Source organism: Pantoea sp. X-Soil-MYKO-1785, from assembly GCF_059730675.1.
Genome location: NZ_AP036000.1, coordinates 1,364,297 through 1,387,101, shown reverse-complemented (window position 1 = coordinate 1,387,101; position 22,805 = coordinate 1,364,297). Strand labels below are relative to the sequence as shown.

The following is a 22,805-nucleotide window of genomic DNA, read 5'->3' as shown; positions in this document are numbered from 1 at the left end:
TGCTGATGAGTAGAACAACGCGATGAGACTGGTACAACTATCACGGGAATCTCTGCAATTTCCGCCGCCGGAGATGGCCCTGCGTGAACCGAATGGCTTGCTGGCGATGGGCGGCGATCTCTCCCCTGCCCGCTTACTAAACGCTTATCAGCACGGCATTTTCCCGTGGTTTTCACCCGGCGATCCGATTCTCTGGTGGTCGCCCGATCCACGCGCGGTACTGTTACCGGAGCATTTTCACCTTAGCCGCAGTATGAAGCGTTTTCATCAGCGTTCGCCTTATCGCGTGACGATGAACGAGGCGTTTGCTGAGGTGATTGACGGCTGCGCCACGGGCCGTGAAGAAGGAACCTGGATCACCTTTGAGGTGAAACGGGCCTGGCTGCGGCTGTATGAATCAGGACATGCGCACTCGATTGAGGTCTGGGATGAGCACCAGCTGGTGGGCGGCATGTATGGTCTGGCGCTGGGCCAAATCTTTTGCGGTGAATCGATGTTCAGCCGTCAGGAGAACGCCTCAAAAACCGCACTTTTGGTTTTCTGCCAGCACTTCCTCAAACATCAGGGGCGTCTGGTGGATTGTCAGGTACTTAACCCGCATACGGCGTCACTGGGCGCGCAGGAAATCCCGCGTGCTGACTATCTGCAATATGTACAAAGCCTTGCGTGGCAACCGGTCAGCGACGGATGCTGGCGAACACAAACCCTTTTTTAACCGCGCGCAGATGTTTTGCACACATAAAGGCGTATAAGTGATATAATAGTCGAGTTTGGTATGTCGTCCGCGCTTAGTTTTTACAAGCCGGAATTGCCAGGCTGGGAATCTCAACGCACTCTCGGAACTGTTTCAATCGTGCGCGTGTAACCGGTTGATACAGATTCTTAGCCCGCTAATCCCCCGCAGACGTCACATAAACACCCGAATTTTTCCGTAATGCTCGCGTTATGACGCGAAGCACGGCAAAGCGTTGGCAAAATCGCCGACGGTTCTTTACATAAATCGTTGAATTGGGCATTATCTTGCCGGTTCAACTGAAAGGTAGTACACCCAGAGGATTCGATGGCCAAAGAAGACAATATTGAAATGCAAGGTACCGTACTGGATACGTTACCTAACACCATGTTCCGCGTAGAACTTGAGAACGGACACGTGGTTACCGCTCATATCTCCGGTAAAATGCGCAAAAACTACATCCGCATCCTGACGGGCGACAAAGTCACAGTCGAGTTGACCCCGTACGACCTGAGCAAAGGCCGCATTGTCTTCCGTAGTCGCTAAGCTGCGATAGTCTCGCGGCACCAGAAATGCAGCGAAAAAAAAGGCCGGATGAGAATCCGGCCTTTTTCATATCTGGCTGCCGTCAATCAGTGCACGGTGCCTTCTGTTTTGCGTTTCTCTGCGCTGAGGAAGTGATAGGTCAGCTGACCTTTTTCACGATCGAGCGCCACCGAGACTGAGCCGCCATCCACCAGCGAACCAAACAGCAGTTCATTAGCTAACGGTTTTTTCAGGCTTTCCTGTACGGTGCGTGCCATCGGACGGGCCCCCATCGCTTTGTCATAGCCCTTCTCAGCCAGCCAGTCACGTGCTTCATCACTGACTTCCAGCGACACGCCTTTCGCATCCAGCTGCGCCTGCAACTCGACAATAAACTTGTCGACCACCTGATGAATCACCTCTGGTGACAGGTGACTGAACCAGATGATGTTGTCCAGACGGTTGCGGAACTCTGGCGTAAAGATCTTCTTGATCTCTTCCATTGCATCGGTGCTGTTGTCCTGATGAATCAGGCCGATAGACTTACGTTCGGTTTCACGTACCCCGGCATTGGTGGTCATCACCAGCACCACGTTACGGAAGTCCGCTTTGCGACCGTTGTTATCCGTCAGCATGCCGTTATCCATCACCTGCAGCAGCAGGTTGAACACGTCAGGGTGCGCTTTCTCAATCTCATCCAGCAGTACCACTGCATGAGGATGTTTGATCACCGCATCCGTCAGCAGGCCGCCCTGATCAAAGCCGACATACCCCGGAGGCGCACCGATCAGACGACTGACAGTGTGACGCTCCATGTACTCGGACATATCAAAGCGCAGCAGTTCAATGCCCAACGCTTTCGCCAGCTGTACGGTAACTTCAGTTTTACCGACACCGGTCGGTCCGGCGAACAGGAATGAACCGACGGGTTTACGATCCTGACCCAATCCTGCCCGGCTCATTTTGATCGCTTCCGTCAGCGCCTCAATGGCGTTGTCCTGACCAAACACCAGCATTTTCAGGCGGTCGCCAAGATTTTTCAGCGTATCGCGATCGGTTGCTGAAACGCTTTGCTCCGGAATACGGGCAATACGTGCGACCACGGTTTCAATGTCAGCCACGTTAACGGTTTTCTTACGCTTGCTGGCTGGCATCAGGCGCGCACGCGCACCGGCCTCATCGATCACGTCAATCGCCTTATCCGGCAGATGACGGTCGTTGATATATTTCACCGCCAGCTCCACCGCCGCACGTACCGCTTTCGCGGTGTAACGCACGTCGTGGTGCGCTTCGTACTTGGTTTTCAGGCCATTCAGGATCTGCACGGTTTCATCAACAGAAGGCTCCGTGATATCGATCTTCTGGAAGCGACGCGCCAGGGCACGGTCTTTTTCAAAGATGTTGCTGAACTCCTGATAGGTGGTGGAACCCATTACCCGGATTTTCCCGCTCGAAAGCAGCGGTTTAATCAGGTTAGCAGCATCAACCTGGCCGCCCGAGGCGGCACCTGCACCGATGATGGTATGGATTTCATCGATAAACAGAATGCTGCTCTCATCCTGCTCGAGCTGCTTCAGCAGGGCTTTGAAACGTTTCTCAAAGTCACCGCGGTATTTGGTACCGGCTAACAGCGAACCAATATCCAGCGAGTAGATGGTGCAGTCTTTCATCACTTCCGGCACGTCGCCCTGCTCGATACGCCAGGCAAGCCCTTCAGCAATGGCGGTTTTTCCGACGCCCGATTCCCCCACCAGCAGCGGGTTGTTTTTACGGCGACGGCACAGCACCTGGATAGTACGCTCCAGCTCTTTATCGCGACCGATCAGTGGGTCAATGCCACCGACGCGAGCAAGCTGATTGAGATTGGTGGTGAAGTTTTCCATACGATCCTCCCCGCCTGCTTGCTCTTCGTTAACCGGATTTTCTGCGCCAGGCGCCTGGCCAGGCTCATCTTTGCGCGTACCGTGTGAAATAAAGTTCACCACATCAAGACGGCTGACTTCATGTTTACGCAACAGATAAGCGGCCTGCGACTCTTGCTCGCTGAAGATAGCGACCAGCACGTTCGCACCGGAGACTTCGCTGCGACCGGATGACTGGACATGGAAAACCGCACGCTGTAATACGCGCTGGAAGCTGAGCGTCGGTTGTGTATCGCGCTCCTCCTCACTGGCAGGTAAAACGGGTGTGGTTTGTTCGATGAAGGCTTCGAGTTCCTGCCGCAGAGCCACAATGTCCACCGTACAGGCTTCCAATGCCTCTCTGGCCGACGGGTTACTGAGCAATGCCAGTAACAGATGCTCGACGGTCATAAACTCATGACGGTGCTCACGCGCTCTGGCGAAAGCCATATTTAAACTGAGTTCCAGTTCTTGATTGAGCATTAGGCACCTCCCCCAATTATCGCTCTGACCTGTTTCCTATATGGAGACGGGATCAGGCTTTTTCCAGCGTACACAGCAACGGATGATGGTTTTCCCGCGCATAATTGTTCACCTGGGCCGCTTTAGTCTCGGCGACTTCTGCGGTAAATACACCACAGATCGCCTTGCCGTGGTAGTGAACTTTCAACATCAGTTGCGTTGCACGTTCAACATCATAAGAAAAGAACTTTTGTACAACGTCAATAACAAATTCCATAGGTGTATAATCGTCATTATTCAGAATGACTTTATACATTGAAGGCGGCTTTAACCCTTCGCGTACTTTGTCTTCGGCCAGATGTTCAAAGTTAAGCCAGTCGTTTGTGTTTGCCATAGTGTTCCGTTGAGATTTCGCCCATCGCATTTAAGCGGCTACATGTTGACAGTTTAACATGCCTGTCAAGCCGCTGACCGCTGACCGCTGATGGAAATTTATTCAGAAATTCCCAGCCGCGACCTGTATCACAAAATTTGCAATAGCGTTAACTGCCTCAAATTTTGATGATTTTTTCCCCACCGAGCCCGGGGGTTTGCTTGACGCCAGCGGCCATTTCTCTACATTCTACTTGCACAAGCTGATTGAGTTTTAATCAAACTCGACTCACAGCTTCAATGACCTCACCTACTTATAAAATGTCTTGCGAGGGAAGTAAAAGCATGGAGACGGGTACAGTTAAATGGTTCAATAACGCCAAAGGCTTTGGCTTTATCTGTCCAGTTGGCGGTGGCGAAGACATCTTTGCCCACTACTCAACGATTCAGATGGAGGGTTACAGAACGCTGAAAGCTGGCCAGCAAGTTCAGTTTGATGTCCACGAAGGTCCGAAAGGCAATCACGCCAGTCTGATCGTGCCGGTAGCAGAAGTACAGGCCGTTGCCTGACCTCTGCCTCCCCCGACTGAACACTCCCCTAAAAATGCCAGCCACCGACGCTGGCATTTTTCTTGTGCCCCGCGTTCAATCCGCCTTACCCTGCGCCAGCCCGATGACCCGGGCGAACATCTCACGCATTAACAGCGGAATGGCATCCTGACCGATTTCCGCCGCTGACGTAGCCACTGCGATCGCCAGCTCAGGCTTCGAACTCTGGTGAATCGCTTTGGTAATAATACGCCTGGCACTCATCCTCACGTTTAACGGCAGGTGCGCCATCTGCAGATAAACATCGCGAAAGCCCTGCTGGAAGAGGAAGTTTTCGATATCCAGCGCCGGCAGTTGCGTCAGGTGCTGCTGCTCGCTATCGTGCGGCTGCAGCTGGCTGCGGGCGGTAGTGGCATACTTGTTGCCCGCCTCGTCTCCGTCCGTCAGGACATGCCAGGCGATCCCCATCCGGCGAGCGAATTTCAGCAACGGTTTCAGGCCGGACTGGGCAAACTCAATGACTTTTACCCCTTCGGCGGCAAAATTGTAGCCGCACTGCTGCGCCAGCTCATTGATGATCCAGACTTCGGTTTCGCCTTCCACCAGCAGCCAGCAGCGGGCAAACAGCGCCGCCGGCCGGTTAACACGGATATGGAAGCCGATGCGGCGACTCTCCTCTGCGCTCAGGCCTTCCGGACCGATGCGCCACGCCGCGACCCGTGATGGTTCACGCACCAGTCGGCAGACATTCTCCACGGCACCTGCGACAGCAGCTCCGCCGAGTTGGTGGTGGCAATTTTTTGCAGCGGCAGCAGCGACAGCATATTCCACGCCACCGACAGCATAATGGGATGCAGGCGGGTTTCCGGATCTTCAATCAGCAACAGCGGACGCGCCTCAGGTACCAGCGGCAGATCGCCCCGCGCCTGGATCAGCAGCGTGAACATCTGCAGCAGAATCAGTTGCCGGCTGCGTGAATCATTGCCGGCGATCAGCTGATTAAGCTGATCCAGCGCCTGCCAGCCCCGATCGCCGTGACGCTGTTGTGGATCGACCCGCCGGGTAATCGCGGCGGCAGGCTGCTGCACCAGAAAGTAATGTTCCATCAGTTGCTGCAGCGTTTTCAATCCCTGCCGCAAGACCTCATCGCTCAGTTGCTGCGGATGCCGCTCCAGATCGCGCGCCAGACCTTCCATTCCGGCCATCAACTGAGGATGCAGGATCGGATCGTCCGGCGGCGTCTCAAGCCGGGCTCGTTTACTGAAGCGCGCATCGCGCAGTCGCAATACCGGATGCCGCTGCAGCAGGCGTGCAATGGCCGCCGCGCAGTTTTCCTGTGTCAGCGGCTGAAGCTGGCGGTCGACAAAGCGTCGACTGGCACTGACCCCTTGCTGACGCCAGGTGGCACGCACGCTGTAATAGAGCCAGCGCGAGTTCTGTGCGTCACGCTGCCAGAACGGTGCCAGCAGCGCATCGTCAGGGCTGCCATCGTCGCGAAAGTGAAACACCACCGAGAGACGACGCATCGAATCGGTGACATCGCCCGGCGTAAAATGAAAGTCGGCCGGAGTAAAAACGTACTCATCGTGATGCGGTGACAGCAATAAACTCAGCGCATCAAGCAGGCTGGATTTACCCCAGGCATTCTCACCAATCAGCAGGTTGGTCTGGGTTAAAGGCAGGGAAAGCTGGTTAATGCCGCGAAAACCACGAATGTCGATATGTTCCAGAATCATAGGGTTCCATCCTCTTGCTAAACCAAGCCTGGTCGCCGGATACCGGTGGGTCAAGTCACGCGGGGCTGAGGGTTTACTCTACCGCGCTTTTTCGTTAGCGTGTCGCCACTTACTGCATGGATGGCCTTATTTTTTTATGTATTCCGGACTTCTGATTATCCTGCTGCCCCTGATTGCGGGCTGGCTGTTACCGTTCCGTCAAACCGCCGTGCTGCGTCAGGTCAATCGCCTGCTGGGCTGGATGGTCTACGTGATTCTTTTTTTCATGGGCATCAGCCTGGCGTTTCTTGATAACCTCAGCAGCAATCTGGTTACCGTATTTCACACCGCGCTGGTGGCCGCGCTGTGCATCCTGTTGTGTAACCTGCTGGCGCTGCGCTGGCTGGAGAAGCGCGTGCCCTGGCAGCACAGCCATAAACAGGAAAAATTGCCTTCACGGCTGCACATGGCGCTGGATTCACTCAAACTGTGCGGCGTGGTAGTGATCGGGTTTGTGCTCGGCCTGACCCAGTGGCCGTTCCTGCATTATGCCGCTACCGCCAGTGAATATGCGCTGATTTTCCTGCTGTTTCTGGTGGGTATTCAGCTGCGTGGCAGCGGGATGACGCTGCGTCAGATCATTCTCAACCGACGGGGGATGCTGGTGGCCAGCGTGGTGCTGACCAGCGCGCTGGTCGGTGGGATGATCGCAGCGCTGGCACTTGGCCTGCCGCTGAAAACCGGTCTGGCGTTAGCGAGCGGATTCGGCTGGTACTCGCTCTCCGGCATTCTGCTCACCGAAGCGTTTGGCCCGGTGATCGGCAGCGCTGCTTTCTTCAACGATCTGCTGCGCGAGCTGGTGGCGATTATGCTGATCCCGGCGCTCATCGCCCGCCATCGCTGCAGCGCCTTAGGCTTATGCGGTGCCACCTCAATGGACTTTACCCTGCCGGTACTGCAGCGGGCCGGCGGCAATGAGATCGTGCCCGCCGCCATTGTGCACGGCTTTGTGATGAGCCTGCTGGCTCCGATTCTGATCGCCCTGTTCTCAGCCTGACCGGTGCGGGCAGCCTCCAGCGCATTTTTTCACGGCTGCTTTTCTGTTACGTCGTCTACGCTTCTTTTTTGCGGTTCTGGTGGCGCCATCGGTCTGGCGCACCGACAAAGGAGAATAAGATGAAACAAACCGTGGCGGCGCTGGTCGCTAAAACGCTTGAAAACGCCGGCGTTAAACGCATCTGGGGCGTTACCGGGGACTCATTAAACGGCCTGAGTGACAGTCTGAATCGCATGGGCACCATTGAATGGATGCCGACACGCCACGAAGAAGTGGCGGCGTTTGCTGCAGGCGCGGAAGCGCATATCAGCGGGGAGCTGGCGGTCTGCGCCGGCTCCTGCGGGCCGGGCAATTTACATCTGATCAACGGATTGTTCGACTGCCATCGCAACCGTGTGCCGGTACTGGCGATTGCGGCGCATATCCCGTCGAGCGAGATCGGCAGCGGCTATTTCCAGGAAACCCATCCGCAGGAGCTGTTCCGCGAATGCAGCCACTATTGCGAGCTGGTCTCTAATCCTGAGCAGCTGCCGCAGGTGCTGGGTATCGCCATGCGCAAAGCGATTCTTAATCGGGGTGTTTCGGTGGTCGTCCTGCCCGGCGATGTCGCACTCAAGCCCGCTCCCGAAAACGCTAACCCCGCGTGGTATCCGCCGCAGCTGCCACAGGTTCTGCCACAGGCCGCTGAACTGGCCCAGCTGGCTGACACCCTGAATCAGGCCAGCAACATTACCCTGCTGTGCGGCAGCGGCTGTGCCGGTGCGCATCCGGAAGTGGTGAAGCTGGCGGAGACGCTGAAAGCGCCGATTGTTCATGCGCTGCGCGGTAAAGAGCACATCGAATATGACAATCCTTACGATGTCGGCATGACCGGGCTGATTGGCTTCTCTTCCGGCTTCCATGCCATGATGAACGCCGAAACGCTGGTGCTGCTCGGCACCCAGTTTCCCTACCGCGCCTTCTATCCGGAAAAGGCCCGCATTATTCAGATCGATATCAATCCCGGCAGCCTCGGTTCGCACTGTCACGTTGATGAAGCCTATGTCGGCGACGTGAAAACCACGCTGCAGGCACTGCTGCCGCAGCTGACCAGCAAAACCGATCGCAGTCATCTCGACAGCGCGCTGGAACACTATGTTGATGCGCGTAAAAGCCTCGACGAGCTGGCCCAGCCCAATGATAAACAGCCGATCCACCCGCAATATCTGGCGCAGCAGATCAGTCACTACGCCAGTGAAGACGCCATCTTCACCTGTGACGTCGGTACGCCGACGGTCTGGGCGGCGCGTTATCTGAAGATGAACGGCAAGCGTCGGCTGCTCGGCTCGTTTAACCACGGCTCAATGGCCAATGCAATGCCGCAGGCGCTGGGTGCCCAGTCGATTGACCGTAATCGCCAGGTGGTGGCGCTGTGCGGTGACGGCGGATTCAGCATGCTGATGGGCGATTTTATCTCGCTGGCCCAGCTGAAAATGCCGGTCAAACTGGTGATCTTCAACAACAGCGTGCTGGGTTTCGTGGCGATGGAAATGAAAGCCGGCGGCTACCTCACCGACGGCACCGAACTGGACAATCCTGACTTTGCGGCCATCGCCGCGGCATGCGGTATCAAAGGTATCCGGGTTGAAAAAGCATCAGAGCTGAACGGCGCGCTGGAGCAGGCGTTCGCCCATGACGGTCCGGTGCTGGTCGATGTCATCACCGCCAAAGAAGAACTGGCGATGCCGCCGCAGATTAAAATGGAGCAGGCCAAGGGCTTCAGCCTTTACATGCTGCGCGCCATTCTGAATGGACGCGGCGACGAAGTGGTAGAACTGGCGAAAACCAACTGGCTGCGGTAAAACAACAGCTTCACCCAGGCGGGCGCGATGCCCGCCTTTTTTTTCCGCCACGTTCAGGAGCTCCAGGTGATCGATTTACGCAGTGATACCGTGACCCGGCCCAGTGCCGCCATGTTAAGCGCCATGATGTCCGCCGAAACCGGTGATGATGTCTATCGTGACGACCCTACCGTTAACGCCCTTGAGGCTGAAGCGGCGCGCCTGAGCGGTAAAGCGGCGGCGCTGTTCTTCCCGACCGGTACCCAGGCAAACCTGGTGGCGTTGCTGAGCCACTGTGAGCGCGGTGATGAGTATATCGTCGGTCAGCAGGCGCATAATTACAAATATGAAGCGGGCGGCGCGGCGGTGCTGGGCAGTATCCAGCCGCAGCCGATTCTGGCCGCTGCCGATGGCACGCTGCCGCTCAGCGACGTGGCCGCCGCCATCAAGCCTGATGATATTCACTTCGCCCGCACCCGCCTGCTGAGCCTGGAGAACACCCATCACGGCAAAGTATTGCCGATAAGTTATCTGGAACAGGCCTGGGCTTTTACCCGAGAGCGGCAGCTGGCACTGCATATTGATGGCGCACGCATCTTCAACGCGGTCGTCGCCCAGCAGACTACGCTGGCGGCACTCGCCCGCTACTGCGACAGCCTGACCATCTGCCTGTCAAAAGGTCTGGGTACGCCGGTCGGTTCGCTGTTGTGTGGTGATGCGGCGCTGATTGAGCGGGCGCGCCGCTGGCGTAAAATGACCGGCGGCGGCATGCGTCAGGCCGGAATCCTGGCAGCGGCCGGGCTTTATGCCCTGCAGCATAACGTGACGCGCCTGCAGCAGGATCACGATAATGCCGCCTGGCTGGGGCAGCAACTGCATGAGTTTGGCGTGGAAGTGATTGATCAGCAAACCAATATGCTGTTTGTTCAGCTCCCGGCCAGCCAGGCTGAACCGTTAGCGGCGTGGATGAAAGCGCGCGGCGTGCTGATCAGCGCCGGTCCCCGTACCCGACTGGTGACCCATCTGGATGCCGATCGCGCCGCGCTTGAGCAGGTGGTGGCCCACTGGAAAGCCTTTCTGCAGCAGTAATCTTTCCCGCTTACTGCGCCGCGCCATACTCTTCCAGCAGCGCGGCCGCTATCGCGGCAGTTTCGGCATCGGCCTTGCCGCGATAGTCTGCCGGCCGGAAATGCATCTGAAACGCCGCGATCACCGTCTGCTGCTCACGCGCGCTCATCGCGCTATTCACCGGATAACCGTAACGCTGTAAGCGCTCGACGATCACTTCAACCGGCACTGCTGCATGCGGCTCCGCACCGGCTAAGTAAAACGCTACCCGCCGGGCATCAGGCCAGGCACCGAGTCCACGCTGCGCCAGTTGCTGCCACGGAAACAGCGGGCCGGGGTCCTGTTTACGCTGCGGGGCAATATCGCTGTGACCAACAATGTTTTCCGGCGCAATCGCGTAGCGCTGGCTGATATCACGCAGCAGCGCCTCCAGCGCCGTGATTTGTGCGGTGGTAAACGGCTGCCATTCGCGGCCGGTCAGGGTACGGCGATAACCGCGATTCACCAGCTCGATGCCAATTGAGGTGTCGTTAATCCGGCTGGCTCCACGCCAGAAGCTGGGTCCGGCGTGCCAGGCGAGCTGCTGCTCCGGCACCAGTTGCCAGATAACGCCTTTACCGGCGCGCTGTGGCGGCTGGCGGGGGATCAGGTAATGGGCGCTGACCTGTTGATCGGTCAGGGTGGCCAGCGAAGAGGAAAAATCCTCAGCGGTATAGTGAATCACAATCACTTTAACCCGCGGTCGCGCACCCAGAGCAGGATGTCGCAGGTCGGCCCAGTAGCCGGGACGGGATTCCATCCCGGACTGACAGCCCACCAGCATCAGCGCTGCGAGCAGCAACAGCAGGCGTTTCAACGAACGATTACCGCCGTCCCGCTGACGCTGACCATCAGCATGCTGCTCTCTTTGCCGACCGTTTCGTAGTCGATATCAATGCCGACCACCGCGTTAGCGCCCAGCGCTTTGGCCTGCTCTTCCAGCTCTTTAAAGGCGATCTCCCGCGCCTTGCGCAGCTCTTTTTCATAGGCGCCGGAGCGGCCACCGACGATGTCACGAATACCAGCAAAAAAATCGCGGAAGATATTGGCACCGAGAATCGCTTCACCGGTCACCACACCGCAATAATCGGTGATGCTGTGGCCTTCCAGCGTCGGGGTGGTTGAAAATTTCATCGTCTTCTCCTTGTTGAAAACCGGACTAAGGCTCTTTCGACTAAAAAGCACGGCTATACTCTATGCTAAAAAGGGCACCTTGCCAGAGAACAATAAGGAAATCGAGATGAGAAACAACGCGTTTGCGCTAATGATCCCCGCGGCCCTGCTGCTCAGCGCCTGTACCACCGTTGAGCCCGTGATTAAGGATAATGGCCCGCGTAGCGCGCCGTGCATCGAAGGCGGCCCTGACCAGGTTGCCCAACAGTTCTACGACCTGCGCGTTCAGCAGCCGACCCAGGGTCTGCCGGACAGCAACACGCTGGCAAAATATCGCCCTTACCTGAGCGATGCGCTCTATCGCTCATTGCAGGCCGCCAGCGGCAGTAACGCCGGCGCACAGTGGCGCAACGGCGATCTCTTCTCCAGCCAGTCGCAGGGTCCGACCGCTGCCAGCGTAGCCGACGCCTCTACCATTCCTAACCGTGATGCGCGCAACATTCCGCTGCGGGTTGACCTGAGCCGCGACGGCAAGCAGTGGCAGGATGAAGTACTGATGATCCACCAGGGCAGTTGCTGGGTAGTCGATGATGTTCGCTATATGGCGAACCCGGCACATGCCGAGGGTGGCAGCCTGAGTCAGATGCTTGAAAAATCGAAAAAATAATCACCTGTTTGGCGAGTGATAAAAAGCGCGAGGTACTGATGCCCGCGCTTTTTTTGTTTCCGCTGGCCCGGCAATCACCGGTTCATCCCGCCGGACAGCACACGATATTGTGCTAAGCTTTAGCGGTTTCTCCGGCTGTTTCATAAATTTTAACCCACCTCAATTGCATAACTATTCTGGTGACGTTAAAATTCGCGACACTAATAGCTATTCAAATCTGGCGCATGAGTATTCAACTAAACGCAATAAACTGCTTCTACGGTGCTCATCAGGCGCTGTTCGACATTAATCTTGAGTGTCCGCAAGGCGAGACACTGGTATTGCTGGGTCCCAGCGGTGCCGGTAAGAGTTCGTTGCTGCGGGTACTGAATTTGCTGGAGCAACCCCGCTCGGGCCAGTTGCAGATCGCCGGTAATCATTTCGATTTCAGCCAGAAGCCGGCTGAGGCCGCGATCCGTGAACTGCGCCAGAACGTCGGAATGGTGTTCCAGCAATATAATCTCTGGCCGCACCTCACCGTGCTGCAGAATCTGATGGAAGCGCCCTGCCGGGTGCTGGGTCTGAGCAAGAGTGACGCACGCGCCCGGGCAGACAAGCTGCTCGATCGTCTGCGTCTGACGCCCTACAGCGACCGTTTTCCGCTGCATCTTTCCGGCGGTCAGCAGCAGCGTGTGGCGATTGCCCGCGCCCTGATGATGGAGCCGCAGGTGCTGCTGTTTGATGAGCCGACCGCTGCGCTCGACCCTGAAATTACCGCTCAGATTGTCACCATTATTCGCGAACTGGCCCAGACCCGGATTACCCAGGTGATCGTGACCCATGAAGTGGAAGTGGCGCGTAAAACCGCCAGCCGCGTGGTCTACATGGAAAATGGTCACATTGTGGAACAGGGTGATGCCAGCCGCTTTACACAGCCGCAAACCGAGGCGTTTGCTCACTATCTTTCGCACTAAGTCAGGATGCTAACAATGAAAAAAGTCGTACTTGCTGCACTGCTTGCTGGTTTTAGCCTGAGCGCCACCGCGGCGCAGACCATCCGTTTCGCCACCGAAGCCTCTTACCCTCCGTTTGAGTTCGTCGATTCTGACAACAAGATTCAGGGCTTCGATGTCGATCTGGCGAATGCATTGTGTAAAGAGATTGATGCAACCTGCACCTTCACCAACCAGGCGTTCGATAGCCTGATCCCCAGCCTGAAATTCCGTCGCTTTGATGCGGTGATGGCCGGCATGGATATCACCCCTGAGCGTGAAAAACAGGTGCTGTTCAGCAAGCCTTACTACGACAACTCAGCGCTGTTTGTGGCGCAAAAAGGGAAAGTCGCCAGCGTTGAGGCGCTGAAAGGCAAGCGAGTCGGGGTGCAAAACGGCACCACTCACCAGAAATACCTGACCGAAAAACACAGTGAAATCACCACCGTGCCGTACGACAGCTATCAGAACGCGGTGCTGGATCTGAAAAATGGCCGTATCGATGCGGTATTCGGCGATACGGCGGTGGTCAATGAGTGGCTGAAGCAGAACGCGACGCTGGCCCCGGTGGGCGAGAAGGTCACCGATAAAGCCTACTTTGGTACCGGCCTCGGCATTGCAGTGCGTACCGGCAACACCGAACTGCAAACTAAATTTAACGGTGCGCTGGATAAAATCAAAGCCGACGGCACCTACAAAACGATCTACAGCAAATGGTTCCCGCAGTAATTTCTGATGAATGAAATGATCCCACTCGCAAGCGCCGCCGGTATGACCGTCGGCCTTGCCGTTTGTGCGCTTATCGCCGGCCTGGTGCTGGCGATGATTTTCGCTGGCTGGGAGTCACTGCGCTGGAAACCGCTGGCGTGGATCGGCACCGGTCTGGTTACCCTGATCCGCGGCCTGCCGGAGATTCTGGTGGTGCTGTTTATCTACTTTGGCGCCTCTCAGCTGCTGCTTATCCTCTCTGACGGTTTCACCCTCAATTTTGGACTGTTTCAGTTACCGATCCAGGTAGAAATTGAAAACTTCGACGTCAGTCCATTCCTGTGCGGTGTGATTGCGCTGGCGATGCTGTATGCCGCCTACGCCTCACAAACCCTGCGCGGTGCGCTGAAAGCGGTGCCGATCGGCCAGTGGGAATCGGGTCAGGCACTGGGGATGAAAAAATCGGCGATATTTCTGCGTCTGATTATGCCACAGATGTGGCGGCATGCCCTGCCGGGGCTTGGCAATCAGTGGCTGGTGCTGCTGAAGGATACCGCGCTGGTGTCGCTGATCAGCGTCAACGACCTGATGCTGCAAACCAAAAGTATCGCCACCCGTACTCAGGAGCCGTTTACCTGGTTCCTGGTGGCTGCGGCTATTTATTTAGTGATCACCTTGTTCAGCCAGGCGGTATTACGCCGCATTGAGTTGCGCACCACCCGATTTGAACGGGGGAACAGCTGATGCTGGCGTATTTGCCCGAATTACTGAAAGGATTACACACCAGCCTGACGCTGACCGCGGCCTCGCTGGTGCTGGCACTGCTGCTGGCACTGTTGTTCACCGTGGTGCTGGCGCTGAAAACGCCGGTGCTTAATCCGCTGGTGAAAGGCTTTATCACGCTGTTTACCGGCACGCCGCTGCTGGTGCAGATCTTCCTGATCTATTACGGTCCGGGACAGTTTCCCTCGATCCAGCAGATCCCCTGGCTGTGGCACCTGCTATCGCAGCCGTGGCTGTGCGCCATGCTGGCGCTGTCGCTTAACAGCGCGGCTTACACCACCCAGCTGTTTTACGGCGCGGTGCGGGCGATTCCGTCCGGTCAGTGGCAATCCTGCGCCGCGCTCGGCATGAACCGCAAAGATACGCTGCGTATTCTGCTGCCTTATGCATTTAAGCGTGCCCTCTCCTCTTACTCTAATGAGGTGGTGCTGGTGTTTAAAGGCACCTCGCTGGCCTATACCATTACCCTGATGGAGGTGATGGGCCACGGCCAGCTGCTTTACGGTCGCACCTACGATGTCACGGTGTATGCCGCCGCCGGGCTGGTTTACCTGTGTGTTAACGGGGTGCTGACGCTGATGATGCGGCTGATCGAGAAACGCGCACTGGCATTTGAACAGCGTAACTGATGGTCAGGCGAGCCCGCTCGCCTGACTCGCCTGGACAATCACAATCATTGCATGAAAATTCATTATCTGGCAGGGTAAGCAGCTCTCAGAGTAGTGAACAGGTTGTGATTACAGGAGTCGTATAGTGAAAAAATGGATTGTTGCCGCCACGCTGGCTTCGCTGGCCCTCAGCGCCCAGGCCGCTGATAAAATTCGCTTCGCCGCCTCGGCGACCTACCCGCCGTTTGAATCGCTGAATCGTGAAAACCAGCTGGTCGGCTTCGATATCGATCTTGCAAAAGCACTGTGCCAGCAGATGAAAGCCGACTGCACCTTTACCAACAACGCGTTCGACAGCCTGATCCCCTCGCTGAAGTTCCGCCGCTATGACGCGGTTATTTCCGGTATGGACATCACCGCTGACCGCAGCAAGCAGGTCGATTTTACCCAGCCCTATTACGCCAACTCGGCCATCGTAATCGCCCGTAAAGGCCAGTTCAGTGATTTTGCCGCCCTGAAGGGCAAGCGTCTCGGCGTCGAGAACGGCACCACTCACCAGAAATACCTGCAGGAAAAACATCCTGAGGTGACGGTGGTGGCCTATGACAGCTATCAGAATGCGATTCTGGATATGAAGAATGGGCGTCTGGACGGAGTGTTTGGTGACAGCGCCGTGGTGAATCAGTGGCTGAAGACCAACAGCGATCTGGCAACCGTCGGCGAGCACGTCACCGATGCAGACTACTTCGGTACCGGCCTCGGCATTGCGGTGCGCAAAGGCAACACCGAATTACGCGATCGCTTTAATCATGCCCTTGCCGAACTGAAAGCCAATGGCCGCTGGCAGCAGATTAACCAGCAGTGGTTCCCTGAATAAAATACAGACGCGGGCTCAGTGTCTGAGCCCGTCTTACGCTTAGCGCGGCTGGCGGGTTAACAAAGCCAGCACTTCGAAATGGGCAGTATGCGGAAACATATCAAACAGCTGCACCTTGCTAATCTGATACTCATTCAGCCGGGCCACGTCTTCCGCCAGCGTCTGTGGATTACAGCTGGAATAGAGCAGGTAATCGGGAGCCATCTGACTGAGATAGTCACACAGTTCAGCGCCAATGCCGCGTCTCGGTGGGTTAACCAGCACCAGCTGCGGCACCGCGTCCCGGCCGGTGGCAAAGGCGGTCGAATCCAGCGCGGCAAACTGCACCTTTTCCAGCCCCATCATCTGGGCTGAACGCTGGGCGCATTTAATCGCCTCGGCGCTGATTTCAATGCCGGTCAGCGTCATCTCTGGCGTGGCGCAGTGCAGGCCAAATCCCCCGACGCCGCAGAACAGATCCCACATGCTGGTGACCGGCAACTGCTGCACCCATTGCCGGGCGGTGGCATACAGGGTGCTGGCGACCTGTGGGTTGGTCTGGAAGAAACTTTGCGGACGGATCCACAGTGGCACACCGTTAAAATTCTCGGCCAGCGACTGCGCCGGCGTCAGCGCAATCTCCTGCTCCCCTTCCAGAATCGCCATGTGCACCGGCTGAATATTGGCGGAGATCACCGTCAATTGCGGCAACTGCTGTTGCAGTTCTGGCAGTGCTGCGCGCAGCTGCGCCAGCTTGGTGGTCGAACGCAACACAAAACGCAGCATCATGCCGCCCTGACTGCTTCCGGTCAGCAACAGATACTTCAGCTCGCCCCGTTTGCGCGCCACGTTGTACGGCGTCAGCCCGGCGCGGGCGATAAACGGCCGCAGCGCAGCAAATACCGGCTGAAAACTGGCCGGATAGAGCGGACAGTCGCACAGATCAACCGCCTCGCCATCCCGCTGGACCATACCGAACACCGGACGCTCCACGCTGCCGCTGACTACCATCTTGGCTTTATTACGGAACGCCTGCTGCGGCGAGGTTATCGGTGGCAACCACTGCGCCACCGGTTGTTCAGCCAGCAGCTGTTCCAGCCATGACTGTTTATCGGTCAGCTGTTGGGTATAGGGTTTTTCCAGCCACTGACAGGAGCGGCAACGGTTAGCGTCATAGAGCGCGCAATGCATGGGAAAGCCTGTATTCACGGTGGAGAGGTCGGGCGGAGCGCGATTGTATCATCGCTTGCTGAAAAATGCGCGACTGCTGAGCGGCAGAAACAGCAGCAGCAGCACCAGCAGATCCGGCAGCTTTTGCAGCAGGGTGTGATGGACGATCTGAGCGTTATTGTCGCCATCAATGCTGAATATTTCCGGATAGATCCAGCCCATTGAAGCCATCAGCATATAACCCAGCACAATCACCTGAGTGGCGACATAGCCCCAGCGTCCCCGGTTGCTGCCGCGCATCAGGGTGAAGGCACAGCGCAGTTCGAACAGGAAGATCAGCTGGCTGGCGACAAAGATAAAGGTTGAGTCCCAGGCCTGGGCGCTGCGGTGGACAAAGTTGGCGAGCTCGCTGTAGCCAAGCTCATTCGCCAGCATCAGCACGCTCAGGCAGCGCGTGGCGATAATGGCAATGCCCGCCACGGTGACCGGAACCGGTGCCTCGGTCAACGTGCGGCTGCTTTTAAGGATTTCTGACATAGTCCGTGGCTCCACCGATCAAAAAACGGGCTGGTTAAACCAGCCCGTTCATATAGTGGCAAATGTTACGGATTTCAGCCACGTTTAGCTTTCTGAATATCGCTTAAACGTTGTTTTTCTTCATGCGCCATTACTCGCCAGGCGATAAAACCGACTAAACCAACCACGAACAGGATCAGCGAGGCGAGCGCGTTAATTTCCGGATTGACACCACGTCGCACGGTGGCAAAAATCGCCATCGGCAAGGTGGTCGCGCCAGGGCCGGTGACAAAGCTGGAAATCACCAGGTCGTCGAGTGACAGCGTAAACGCCAGCAGCCAGCCGGTAACAATAGCCGGGGCGATCATCGGCACGGTGATCACGAAGAAGACTTTGAGCGGCGTGGCGCCCAGATCCATCGCTGCCTCTTCTATTGACCGGTCCAGCTCGCGCAGGCGTGAGTTGATCACCACCGCGACATAGGCGGTACAGAAGGTGACGTGCGCCAGCCAGATGGTCAGCATGCCGCGCTCGCTCGGCCAGCCAAAGGCGTTGCCCATCGCCACAAACAGCAACAGCAGCGACAGCCCGGTGATCACATCGGGCATCACCAGCGGCGCGGTCAGCATAAACGCAAAGCCGTTATGACCGCGGAAACGGCCGAAGCGCACGATGATAACCGCCGCCAGGGTTCCCAGTACCACCGCCATGGTGGCGGAGAGCGCAGCGATACTCAGGCTCAGCATCACCGCGTCAATCATCGCGCTATCCTGAAACAGCACCTTGTACCAGTGGAAAGAGAAGCTGTCCCATACCGTTACCAGCTGTGAGCTGTTGAAGGAGTAAACCACCAGCAGCAGCATCGGCGCATAGAGGAACAGGAAACAGCAGACCAGAATTGCGGTACGCCAGGGCGAGCGAATGGTCGGCAAATTGTTCATGCCTTCTCCCCCATTTCACGGTTTTGATGCTTATGGAACCAGATGATCGGCAGAATCAGGATCAGCAGGATAATTACCGCCAGCGCCGACGCGACCGGCCAGTCACGGTTATTAAAGAACTCCTGCCAAAGAATACGGCCGATCATAATGCTGTCCGGACCGCCGAGCAGTTCCGGGATCACGTACTCTCCGACCGCCGGAATAAACACCAGCATCGAACCGGCGATAATCCCGCCTTTGGTAAGCGGAACGATCACGCTGAAAAAGGTTTTCAGCGGACGCGCGCCCAGATCCAGCGACGCTTCGACCAGCGAGTAGTCGATACGCGTCAGCGCGGTGTAGATCGGCAGCACCATAAACGGCAGGTAGCAGTAAACAATGCCGATATAGACCGCGGTATTGGTGTAAAGGATCACCAGCGGATGATCAATCACCCCCAGCCACAGCAGAAAACGGTTGAGGATACCGTTATTGTTTAGCAGCCCCATCCAGGCGTAGACCCGCACCAGAAACGAGGTCCACGACGGCAGGATCACCAGCAGCAGCAGGATGGTGCGCATTGACGGCTTGCTGTGCGCCACCGCCCAGGCCAGCGGATAGCCCACCAACAGGCAGATCACCGTCGAGATCGCCGCCACTTTCAGCGACTGCAGATAGGCGTCGACGTAGAGGGGATCGTCGGTCAGCGTCAGGTAATTAGCGAAGTTCAGCACAATACTAAACTGATCGTCCGCCCAGCTCACCAGTTCGGTATAGGGTGGAATGGCGCGCGCAATGTCAGCGAAGCTGATCTTCAGCACCGTCAGAAACGGCAGCAGGAAGAACAGCACCAGCCAGACATAGGGTAAGGCGATCACCAGTTTGCGGCCGTGCTGCATTTTAATTCGCGTGGCCCAGCGTTGCAGCGGCGTGCCGACCAGCCGGGCCGGTGCTTTGCTGCGTTGGAAAATCTGGCTCATGGCGCCTCCTTAAACCGTCAACACCACGCAGCTGTCGCTCTCCCAACAGAGGCGGACTTCATCGCCCCAGGTCGGCAACCCTTTGCGGTAGCGATGCGCGTTTTGCAACTGTGCGCTGATCATCTGTCCGCTGTGCAGACGGACATGGAAAATTGACAGGTCACCGAGATAGGCGATATGCACCACTTCACCGACGGCAAAGTTGCAGCCATCGGCCGGCACCTCATCGCACAGCATCACTTTTTCGGGGCGCAGCGCGACGTGAACCGGCAGGTTATCCACCACCGAGACATCGGAGTCGACCTTCAGCGGGTGCACCAGTCCGGGACTGTCGATAACCAGACCATCCGCCTGACGTTCGCGCAGCAGTCCTTCAAACACGTTCACCGAGCCGATGAATTCGGCACTGTAGCGACTGGTCGGATGCTCGTAGATCTCTTCCGGCTCGCCAATCTGCACGAACTTGCCGCGATTCATGATGGCGATGCGGCCCGCCATGGTCATCGCCTCTTCCTGATCGTGGGTAACCATGACGCAGGTTGCGCCCACCCGCTCGAGGATATCGACCACTTCCAGCTGCATGCGATCGCGCAGCTTCTTGTCGAGCGCGCCCATTGGTTCATCCAGCAGCAGCAGCTTAGGTCGTTTCGCCAGGCTCCGCGCCAGCGCCACACGCTGACGCTGACCACCGGAGAGCTGATGCGGCTTACGCTTCGCAAACTCCTGCATGTGCACCAGCGCCAGCATTTCCGCCACCCGACTGGTGATTTCACCCTTCGGCAACTTATCCTGCTTCAGACCAAAGGCGATATTCTGCTCCACCGTCATGTGCGGAAACAGCGCGTAGGACTGGAACATCATATTGATGGGCCGCTGATACGGGGCGACGTGCGACAGATCCTGGCCATCCAGCACAATCTGGCCGCTGGTCGGCGGCTCGAAACCCGCCAGCATCCGCAACAGCGTGGATTTGCCACAGCCCGATGCGCCCAGCAGGGCAAAAATCTCGCCTTTGTAAATGGTCAGACTGACATCATCGACAGCATGCTGGCCGTCGAACGATTTTGTCAGATTGCGAATTTCCAGCAGCGGCGTTAACGCCTTTGCAGTTTTATTTTGAGGACGGGGAATGGCATCGTTCACTAACGTATCTCTCCGGAGCCAGGCGGAACATCGCGGCAAAATCCGCCGCTAAAAATGGCACAACAGAGGCCGACACTGCGCCTCTGTTGCTGATGCGTAATCAGTCAATCCGTTCAGAACGAATTACTTACCACTTTTTACTTTAGTCCATGCGCGGGTACGCACACGATCCAGTTTCGGATCCTGAACTTTCAGCACGAACAGTTTCGACATCGCTTCTGGCGTCGGGAAGATGCCTGGGTTGTTGCGGACGTCAGCATTGATCAGCGGCAGAGAGGCTTTATTGCCGTTGGCGTAGTTCATCTTATTCGAGACATCGGCGATCACTTTTGGATCCATGATGTAGTTCAGCCAGGCGTAGGCACCGTCAAGATTCTTCGCGTCTTTCGGAATCGCCATCATATCGAAGAAGGCCAGCGCGCCCTCTTTCGGCACGCTGTAACCGAGATGCACGCCATTTTTGGCTTCATCGGCCCGGTTTTTCGCCTGCAGAATGTCGCCTGACCAGCCAATCGCCACGCAGATATTGCCGTTAGCCAGATCGTTGATGTACTGCGATGAATGGAAATAACGAATGTTCGGACGCAGTTTCAACAGCAGCTCGGTGGCCGCACCTGAATACTCTTTGGCATCAGAACTGTTCGGATCTTTACCCAGATAGTTGAGCACGGTAGCGAAAATTTCTTCCGGCGCATCGAGGAAAGAGACGCCACAGCTTTTCAGCTTCTCCAGATTCTCGGGCTTCATCACCAGATCCCAGCTGTTAACCGGTGCATCTGCGCCGAGTACCGCTTTGACTTTATCGATGTTGTAGCCGATACCGGTGGTGCCCCACAGGTAAGGAATGGCGTATTTGTTGCCCGGATCGTGCTGCGCCACTTTTTCCATCAGCGCCGGATCGAGGTTTTTATAGTTCGGCAGCTTGCTCTTATCCAGCGGCTGGAACACGCCGGACTGCAGCTGACGCGCCAGGAAGCTGGAGGATGGCACCACCACGTCATAGCCGGTGCTGCCGGCCATCAGTTTGCCTTCCAGCACTTCATTGGAGTCAAACACGTCGTAGACCACTTTGATACCGGACTGCTTTTCAAAATTCGGCACGGTATCTGGCGAGATATAATCAGACCAGTTATAAACGTGCAGCGTTTTATCTTCCGCCATGGTGCTGGCAGATGCGGCCATCAGCACGCCAGCTACCACACCTGACAACCATTTCTGACGTTGGTTGAACATGTTTTCCATCCTCCTGAGCGGGTCATCACAACGCTGCAAACCAGTGATCCATACGTTGCGTTCTGTGTGTAAGGTTAGTGACACAATGAATCATTATTCAGCGGAAGTGTAATAGCAAAAACCATTAGCTGCGGCGCAGTTACGCGGCTGTCACAGCCCCGCAAGAATAGCCCCCCGACTCAGGCTGCACCAGACCTCAGCGTAAAAAACGCCTAAAAGCGATATTTTATGCATGTTTAAGCTATGAGGTTCGGCTTTACTGGCATAAAGAACGACAAATATCTGGCACTAAAGGGCAAAATGCAGAATAAAAAATTATGGCTGTCCGGTGCGACGGACATAAAAAAAGCCGTCACAGGGACGGCTTAATCGGCAAGCGGGTCTGATCAGTGCAGCACGGAGTGCACGCTGGTCACCGGTACATGCTCTTCCTCTTCACCCATCATCAGCAGATTGTTAGCAAACGCCTCAAGGATCACCATTGAGATCTGCTCTTCACTCTGTTTCATAAAGTGTGAGAACTGACCAAAGGTTAACCCTGCGGTGATGGTCATTGACTGACAAACAATCAGCTTCGGCAGGTTATCATCCTGAATGTCGATGAACGCCTTTACCGTCAGCGAACTGGCATTAATTTGCGACAGGTCGCCCACCAAAGGAATCAGCGCCGTGGGCTTCACTTCAGCCAGCGCCGAAAACAGAATGACGTTGTCGACCAGATCGATTTTGGCGTCAAACACCCCGTCGAAGTTTTGCATATGCGGCAGATGAAGTGCCTGACAGGCATCGCATTCGAACCAGGTGATATTTTGCTGATCCAGCCAGCGACGCAACAGGTCGATATCCGGAACGACAAGAGAATCCATCGTAAAATCCCATGGGGTGATAAACAGGCG

Annotated in this window: 23 protein-coding genes and 1 pseudogene; 12 read left to right on the top strand and 12 right to left on the bottom strand. The window is 56.5% G+C overall.

Features of this window, described 5'->3' with window-relative positions; all coding sequences use genetic code 11:
• Positions 1 to 22: 22 nt before the first annotated feature.
• Together aat and infA are read left to right on the top strand one after the other, a co-directional pair.
• On the top strand, positions 23 to 715 hold the full coding sequence (aat, locus tag AC6I8D_RS06460) for a leucyl/phenylalanyl-tRNA--protein transferase (RefSeq protein WP_312052765.1): 693 nt from the start codon (positions 23 to 25) through the stop codon (positions 713 to 715).
• Positions 716 to 1,060: 345 nt separating this feature from the next.
• Positions 1,061 to 1,279 (top strand): translation initiation factor IF-1, encoded by a 219-nt coding sequence (gene infA, locus AC6I8D_RS06455; RefSeq protein WP_002211347.1) that lies wholly within the window; start codon positions 1,061 to 1,063, stop codon positions 1,277 to 1,279.
• Between the two features lie 86 nt (positions 1,280 to 1,365).
• On the opposite strand, the gene clpA is transcribed toward infA, so the two are convergent.
• On the bottom strand, positions 1,366 to 3,642 hold the full coding sequence (gene clpA / locus AC6I8D_RS06450; RefSeq protein WP_031376985.1) for an ATP-dependent Clp protease ATP-binding subunit ClpA: 2,277 nt from the start codon (positions 3,640 to 3,642) through the stop codon (positions 1,366 to 1,368).
• A 52-nt stretch (positions 3,643 to 3,694) separates the two neighbouring features.
• On the bottom strand, positions 3,695 to 4,015 hold the full coding sequence (clpS, locus tag AC6I8D_RS06445) for an ATP-dependent Clp protease adapter ClpS (protein WP_003849318.1): 321 nt from the start codon (positions 4,013 to 4,015) through the stop codon (positions 3,695 to 3,697).
• Between the two features lie 323 nt (positions 4,016 to 4,338).
• On the opposite strand from clpS, the gene cspD reads away from it, so the two are divergent.
• Entirely contained in the window at positions 4,339 to 4,563 is a 225-nt protein-coding gene (gene cspD, locus AC6I8D_RS06440) for a cold shock-like protein CspD (RefSeq protein WP_312052767.1), read from the top strand.
• A 75-nt stretch (positions 4,564 to 4,638) separates the two neighbouring features.
• Here the strand turns inward: cspD and AC6I8D_RS06435 are convergent.
• A pseudogene (locus AC6I8D_RS06435) lies at positions 4,639 to 6,278 on the bottom strand (DUF2813 domain-containing protein).
• A gap of 136 nt (positions 6,279 to 6,414) precedes the next feature.
• Here AC6I8D_RS06435 and AC6I8D_RS06430 point away from each other — a divergent pair.
• The 3 genes from AC6I8D_RS06430 (at position 6,415) to ltaE (ending at position 10,223) form a co-directional block, all read left to right on the top strand.
• Positions 6,415 to 7,314 (top strand): LysO family transporter, encoded by a 900-nt coding sequence (locus AC6I8D_RS06430; protein ID WP_312052770.1) that lies wholly within the window; start codon positions 6,415 to 6,417, stop codon positions 7,312 to 7,314.
• A 119-nt stretch (positions 7,315 to 7,433) separates the two neighbouring features.
• Positions 7,434 to 9,155 (top strand): ubiquinone-dependent pyruvate dehydrogenase, encoded by a 1,722-nt coding sequence (poxB, locus tag AC6I8D_RS06425; protein WP_312756438.1) that lies wholly within the window; start codon positions 7,434 to 7,436, stop codon positions 9,153 to 9,155.
• Between the two features lie 66 nt (positions 9,156 to 9,221).
• The gene (gene ltaE, locus AC6I8D_RS06420; protein WP_497819811.1) at positions 9,222 to 10,223 is read left to right on the top strand and encodes a low-specificity L-threonine aldolase; all 1,002 of its coding nucleotides are present in this window, start codon (positions 9,222 to 9,224) and stop codon (positions 10,221 to 10,223) included.
• Positions 10,224 to 10,233: 10 nt separating this feature from the next.
• Here ltaE and AC6I8D_RS06415 read toward each other — a convergent pair whose 3' ends face one another.
• Complete coding sequence (locus tag AC6I8D_RS06415) at positions 10,234 to 11,058, bottom strand: N-acetylmuramoyl-L-alanine amidase (protein WP_312052775.1); 825 nt, start codon at positions 11,056 to 11,058, stop codon at positions 10,234 to 10,236.
• Entirely contained in the window at positions 11,055 to 11,375 is a 321-nt protein-coding gene (locus AC6I8D_RS06410) for a heavy metal-binding domain-containing protein (protein WP_031376991.1), read from the bottom strand. Before AC6I8D_RS06410 ends, AC6I8D_RS06415 begins: the two co-directional genes overlap by 4 nt.
• Positions 11,376 to 11,481: 106 nt before the next feature.
• Here AC6I8D_RS06410 and AC6I8D_RS06405 point away from each other — a divergent pair, with 106 nt between their 5' ends.
• From AC6I8D_RS06405 to AC6I8D_RS06380, 6 genes are all read left to right on the top strand, one after another.
• The gene (locus AC6I8D_RS06405) at positions 11,482 to 12,021 is read left to right on the top strand and encodes a lipoprotein (protein ID WP_312052778.1); all 540 of its coding nucleotides are present in this window, start codon (positions 11,482 to 11,484) and stop codon (positions 12,019 to 12,021) included.
• 224 nt (positions 12,022 to 12,245) lie between these two features.
• On the top strand, positions 12,246 to 12,974 hold the full coding sequence (gene artP / locus AC6I8D_RS06400; RefSeq protein WP_069728086.1) for an arginine ABC transporter ATP-binding protein ArtP: 729 nt from the start codon (positions 12,246 to 12,248) through the stop codon (positions 12,972 to 12,974).
• 15 nt (positions 12,975 to 12,989) lie between these two features.
• Positions 12,990 to 13,721: an arginine ABC transporter substrate-binding protein gene (gene artJ / locus AC6I8D_RS06395; protein ID WP_312052780.1), complete on the top strand. Its 732-nt coding sequence runs from the start codon at positions 12,990 to 12,992 to the stop codon at positions 13,719 to 13,721.
• A gap of 6 nt (positions 13,722 to 13,727) precedes the next feature.
• On the top strand, positions 13,728 to 14,444 hold the full coding sequence (gene artQ / locus AC6I8D_RS06390) for an arginine ABC transporter permease ArtQ (protein WP_312052781.1): 717 nt from the start codon (positions 13,728 to 13,730) through the stop codon (positions 14,442 to 14,444).
• Entirely contained in the window at positions 14,444 to 15,112 is a 669-nt protein-coding gene (gene artM, locus AC6I8D_RS06385; RefSeq protein WP_312052783.1) for an arginine ABC transporter permease ArtM, read from the top strand. Before artQ ends, artM begins: the two co-directional genes overlap by 1 nt.
• A gap of 124 nt (positions 15,113 to 15,236) precedes the next feature.
• Positions 15,237 to 15,968, top strand: coding sequence for an arginine ABC transporter substrate-binding protein (locus AC6I8D_RS06380; RefSeq protein ID WP_312052785.1), 732 nt, complete (start codon positions 15,237 to 15,239; stop codon positions 15,966 to 15,968).
• Positions 15,969 to 16,007: 39 nt separating this feature from the next.
• Here the strand turns inward: AC6I8D_RS06380 and rlmC are convergent, their stop codons facing one another.
• The 7 genes from rlmC to AC6I8D_RS06345 all read right to left on the bottom strand — a co-directional run bounded on the left by rlmC (position 16,008) and on the right by AC6I8D_RS06345 (position 22,775).
• Positions 16,008 to 17,138: a 23S rRNA (uracil(747)-C(5))-methyltransferase RlmC gene (gene rlmC, locus AC6I8D_RS06375; protein ID WP_497819810.1), complete on the bottom strand. Its 1,131-nt coding sequence runs from the start codon at positions 17,136 to 17,138 to the stop codon at positions 16,008 to 16,010.
• 48 nt (positions 17,139 to 17,186) lie between these two features.
• Positions 17,187 to 17,654 carry a YbjO family protein gene (locus AC6I8D_RS06370; RefSeq protein ID WP_312052789.1) on the bottom strand — a complete coding sequence of 156 codons (468 nt, stop codon included), beginning with the start codon at positions 17,652 to 17,654 and terminating at the stop codon, positions 17,187 to 17,189.
• Positions 17,655 to 17,728: 74 nt separating this feature from the next.
• The gene (potI, locus tag AC6I8D_RS06365; RefSeq protein ID WP_312052791.1) at positions 17,729 to 18,574 is read right to left on the bottom strand and encodes a putrescine ABC transporter permease PotI; all 846 of its coding nucleotides are present in this window, start codon (positions 18,572 to 18,574) and stop codon (positions 17,729 to 17,731) included.
• A complete protein-coding gene (gene potH, locus AC6I8D_RS06360; RefSeq protein WP_031377000.1) occupies positions 18,571 to 19,533 on the bottom strand; it encodes a putrescine ABC transporter permease PotH in 963 nt (320 codons plus the stop codon). The genes potI and potH overlap by 4 nt, the downstream gene beginning before the upstream one ends.
• A gap of 9 nt (positions 19,534 to 19,542) precedes the next feature.
• Positions 19,543 to 20,676 carry a putrescine ABC transporter ATP-binding subunit PotG gene (gene potG, locus AC6I8D_RS06355; RefSeq protein ID WP_312052794.1) on the bottom strand — a complete coding sequence of 378 codons (1,134 nt, stop codon included), beginning with the start codon at positions 20,674 to 20,676 and terminating at the stop codon, positions 19,543 to 19,545.
• A 123-nt stretch (positions 20,677 to 20,799) separates the two neighbouring features.
• Positions 20,800 to 21,909, bottom strand: a complete 1,110-nt coding sequence (gene potF, locus AC6I8D_RS06350; RefSeq protein WP_497819809.1) for a spermidine/putrescine ABC transporter substrate-binding protein PotF — start codon at positions 21,907 to 21,909, stop codon at positions 20,800 to 20,802.
• Positions 21,910 to 22,295: 386 nt separating this feature from the next.
• Positions 22,296 to 22,775, bottom strand: a complete 480-nt coding sequence (locus AC6I8D_RS06345; protein WP_497819808.1) for a YbjN domain-containing protein — start codon at positions 22,773 to 22,775, stop codon at positions 22,296 to 22,298.
• Between the last annotated feature and the right edge of the window lie 30 nt (positions 22,776 to 22,805).

Bases quoted from the DNA above. Each gene is read 5' to 3' on its own strand.
- potI (WP_312052791.1), bottom strand. From the start codon at position 18,574: ATGAACAATTTGCCGACCATTCGCTCGCCCTGGCGTACCGCAATTCTG.
- potF (WP_497819809.1), bottom strand. From the start codon at position 21,909: ATGTTCAACCAACGTCAGAAATGGTTGTCAGGTGTGGTAGCTGGCGTG.
- aat (WP_312052765.1), top strand. From the start codon at position 23: ATGAGACTGGTACAACTATCACGGGAATCTCTGCAATTTCCGCCGCCG.
- rlmC (WP_497819810.1), bottom strand. From the start codon at position 17,138: ATGCATTGCGCGCTCTATGACGCTAACCGTTGCCGCTCCTGTCAGTGG.
- clpS (WP_003849318.1), bottom strand. From the start codon at position 4,015: ATGGCAAACACAAACGACTGGCTTAACTTTGAACATCTGGCCGAAGAC.
- cspD (WP_312052767.1), top strand. From the start codon at position 4,339: ATGGAGACGGGTACAGTTAAATGGTTCAATAACGCCAAAGGCTTTGGC.
- artP (WP_069728086.1), top strand. From the start codon at position 12,246: ATGAGTATTCAACTAAACGCAATAAACTGCTTCTACGGTGCTCATCAG.
- infA (WP_002211347.1), top strand. From the start codon at position 1,061: ATGGCCAAAGAAGACAATATTGAAATGCAAGGTACCGTACTGGATACG.
- artM (WP_312052783.1), top strand. From the start codon at position 14,444: ATGCTGGCGTATTTGCCCGAATTACTGAAAGGATTACACACCAGCCTG.
- clpA (WP_031376985.1), bottom strand. From the start codon at position 3,642: ATGCTCAATCAAGAACTGGAACTCAGTTTAAATATGGCTTTCGCCAGA.
- artJ (WP_312052780.1), top strand. From the start codon at position 12,990: ATGAAAAAAGTCGTACTTGCTGCACTGCTTGCTGGTTTTAGCCTGAGC.
- AC6I8D_RS06430 (WP_312052770.1), top strand. From the start codon at position 6,415: ATGTATTCCGGACTTCTGATTATCCTGCTGCCCCTGATTGCGGGCTGG.
- AC6I8D_RS06410 (WP_031376991.1), bottom strand. From the start codon at position 11,375: ATGAAATTTTCAACCACCCCGACGCTGGAAGGCCACAGCATCACCGAT.
- poxB (WP_312756438.1), top strand. From the start codon at position 7,434: ATGAAACAAACCGTGGCGGCGCTGGTCGCTAAAACGCTTGAAAACGCC.
- artQ (WP_312052781.1), top strand. From the start codon at position 13,728: ATGAATGAAATGATCCCACTCGCAAGCGCCGCCGGTATGACCGTCGGC.
- potH (WP_031377000.1), bottom strand. From the start codon at position 19,533: ATGAGCCAGATTTTCCAACGCAGCAAAGCACCGGCCCGGCTGGTCGGC.
- AC6I8D_RS06370 (WP_312052789.1), bottom strand. From the start codon at position 17,654: ATGTCAGAAATCCTTAAAAGCAGCCGCACGTTGACCGAGGCACCGGTT.
- AC6I8D_RS06345 (WP_497819808.1), bottom strand. From the start codon at position 22,775: ATGGATTCTCTTGTCGTTCCGGATATCGACCTGTTGCGTCGCTGGCTG.
- AC6I8D_RS06405 (WP_312052778.1), top strand. From the start codon at position 11,482: ATGAGAAACAACGCGTTTGCGCTAATGATCCCCGCGGCCCTGCTGCTC.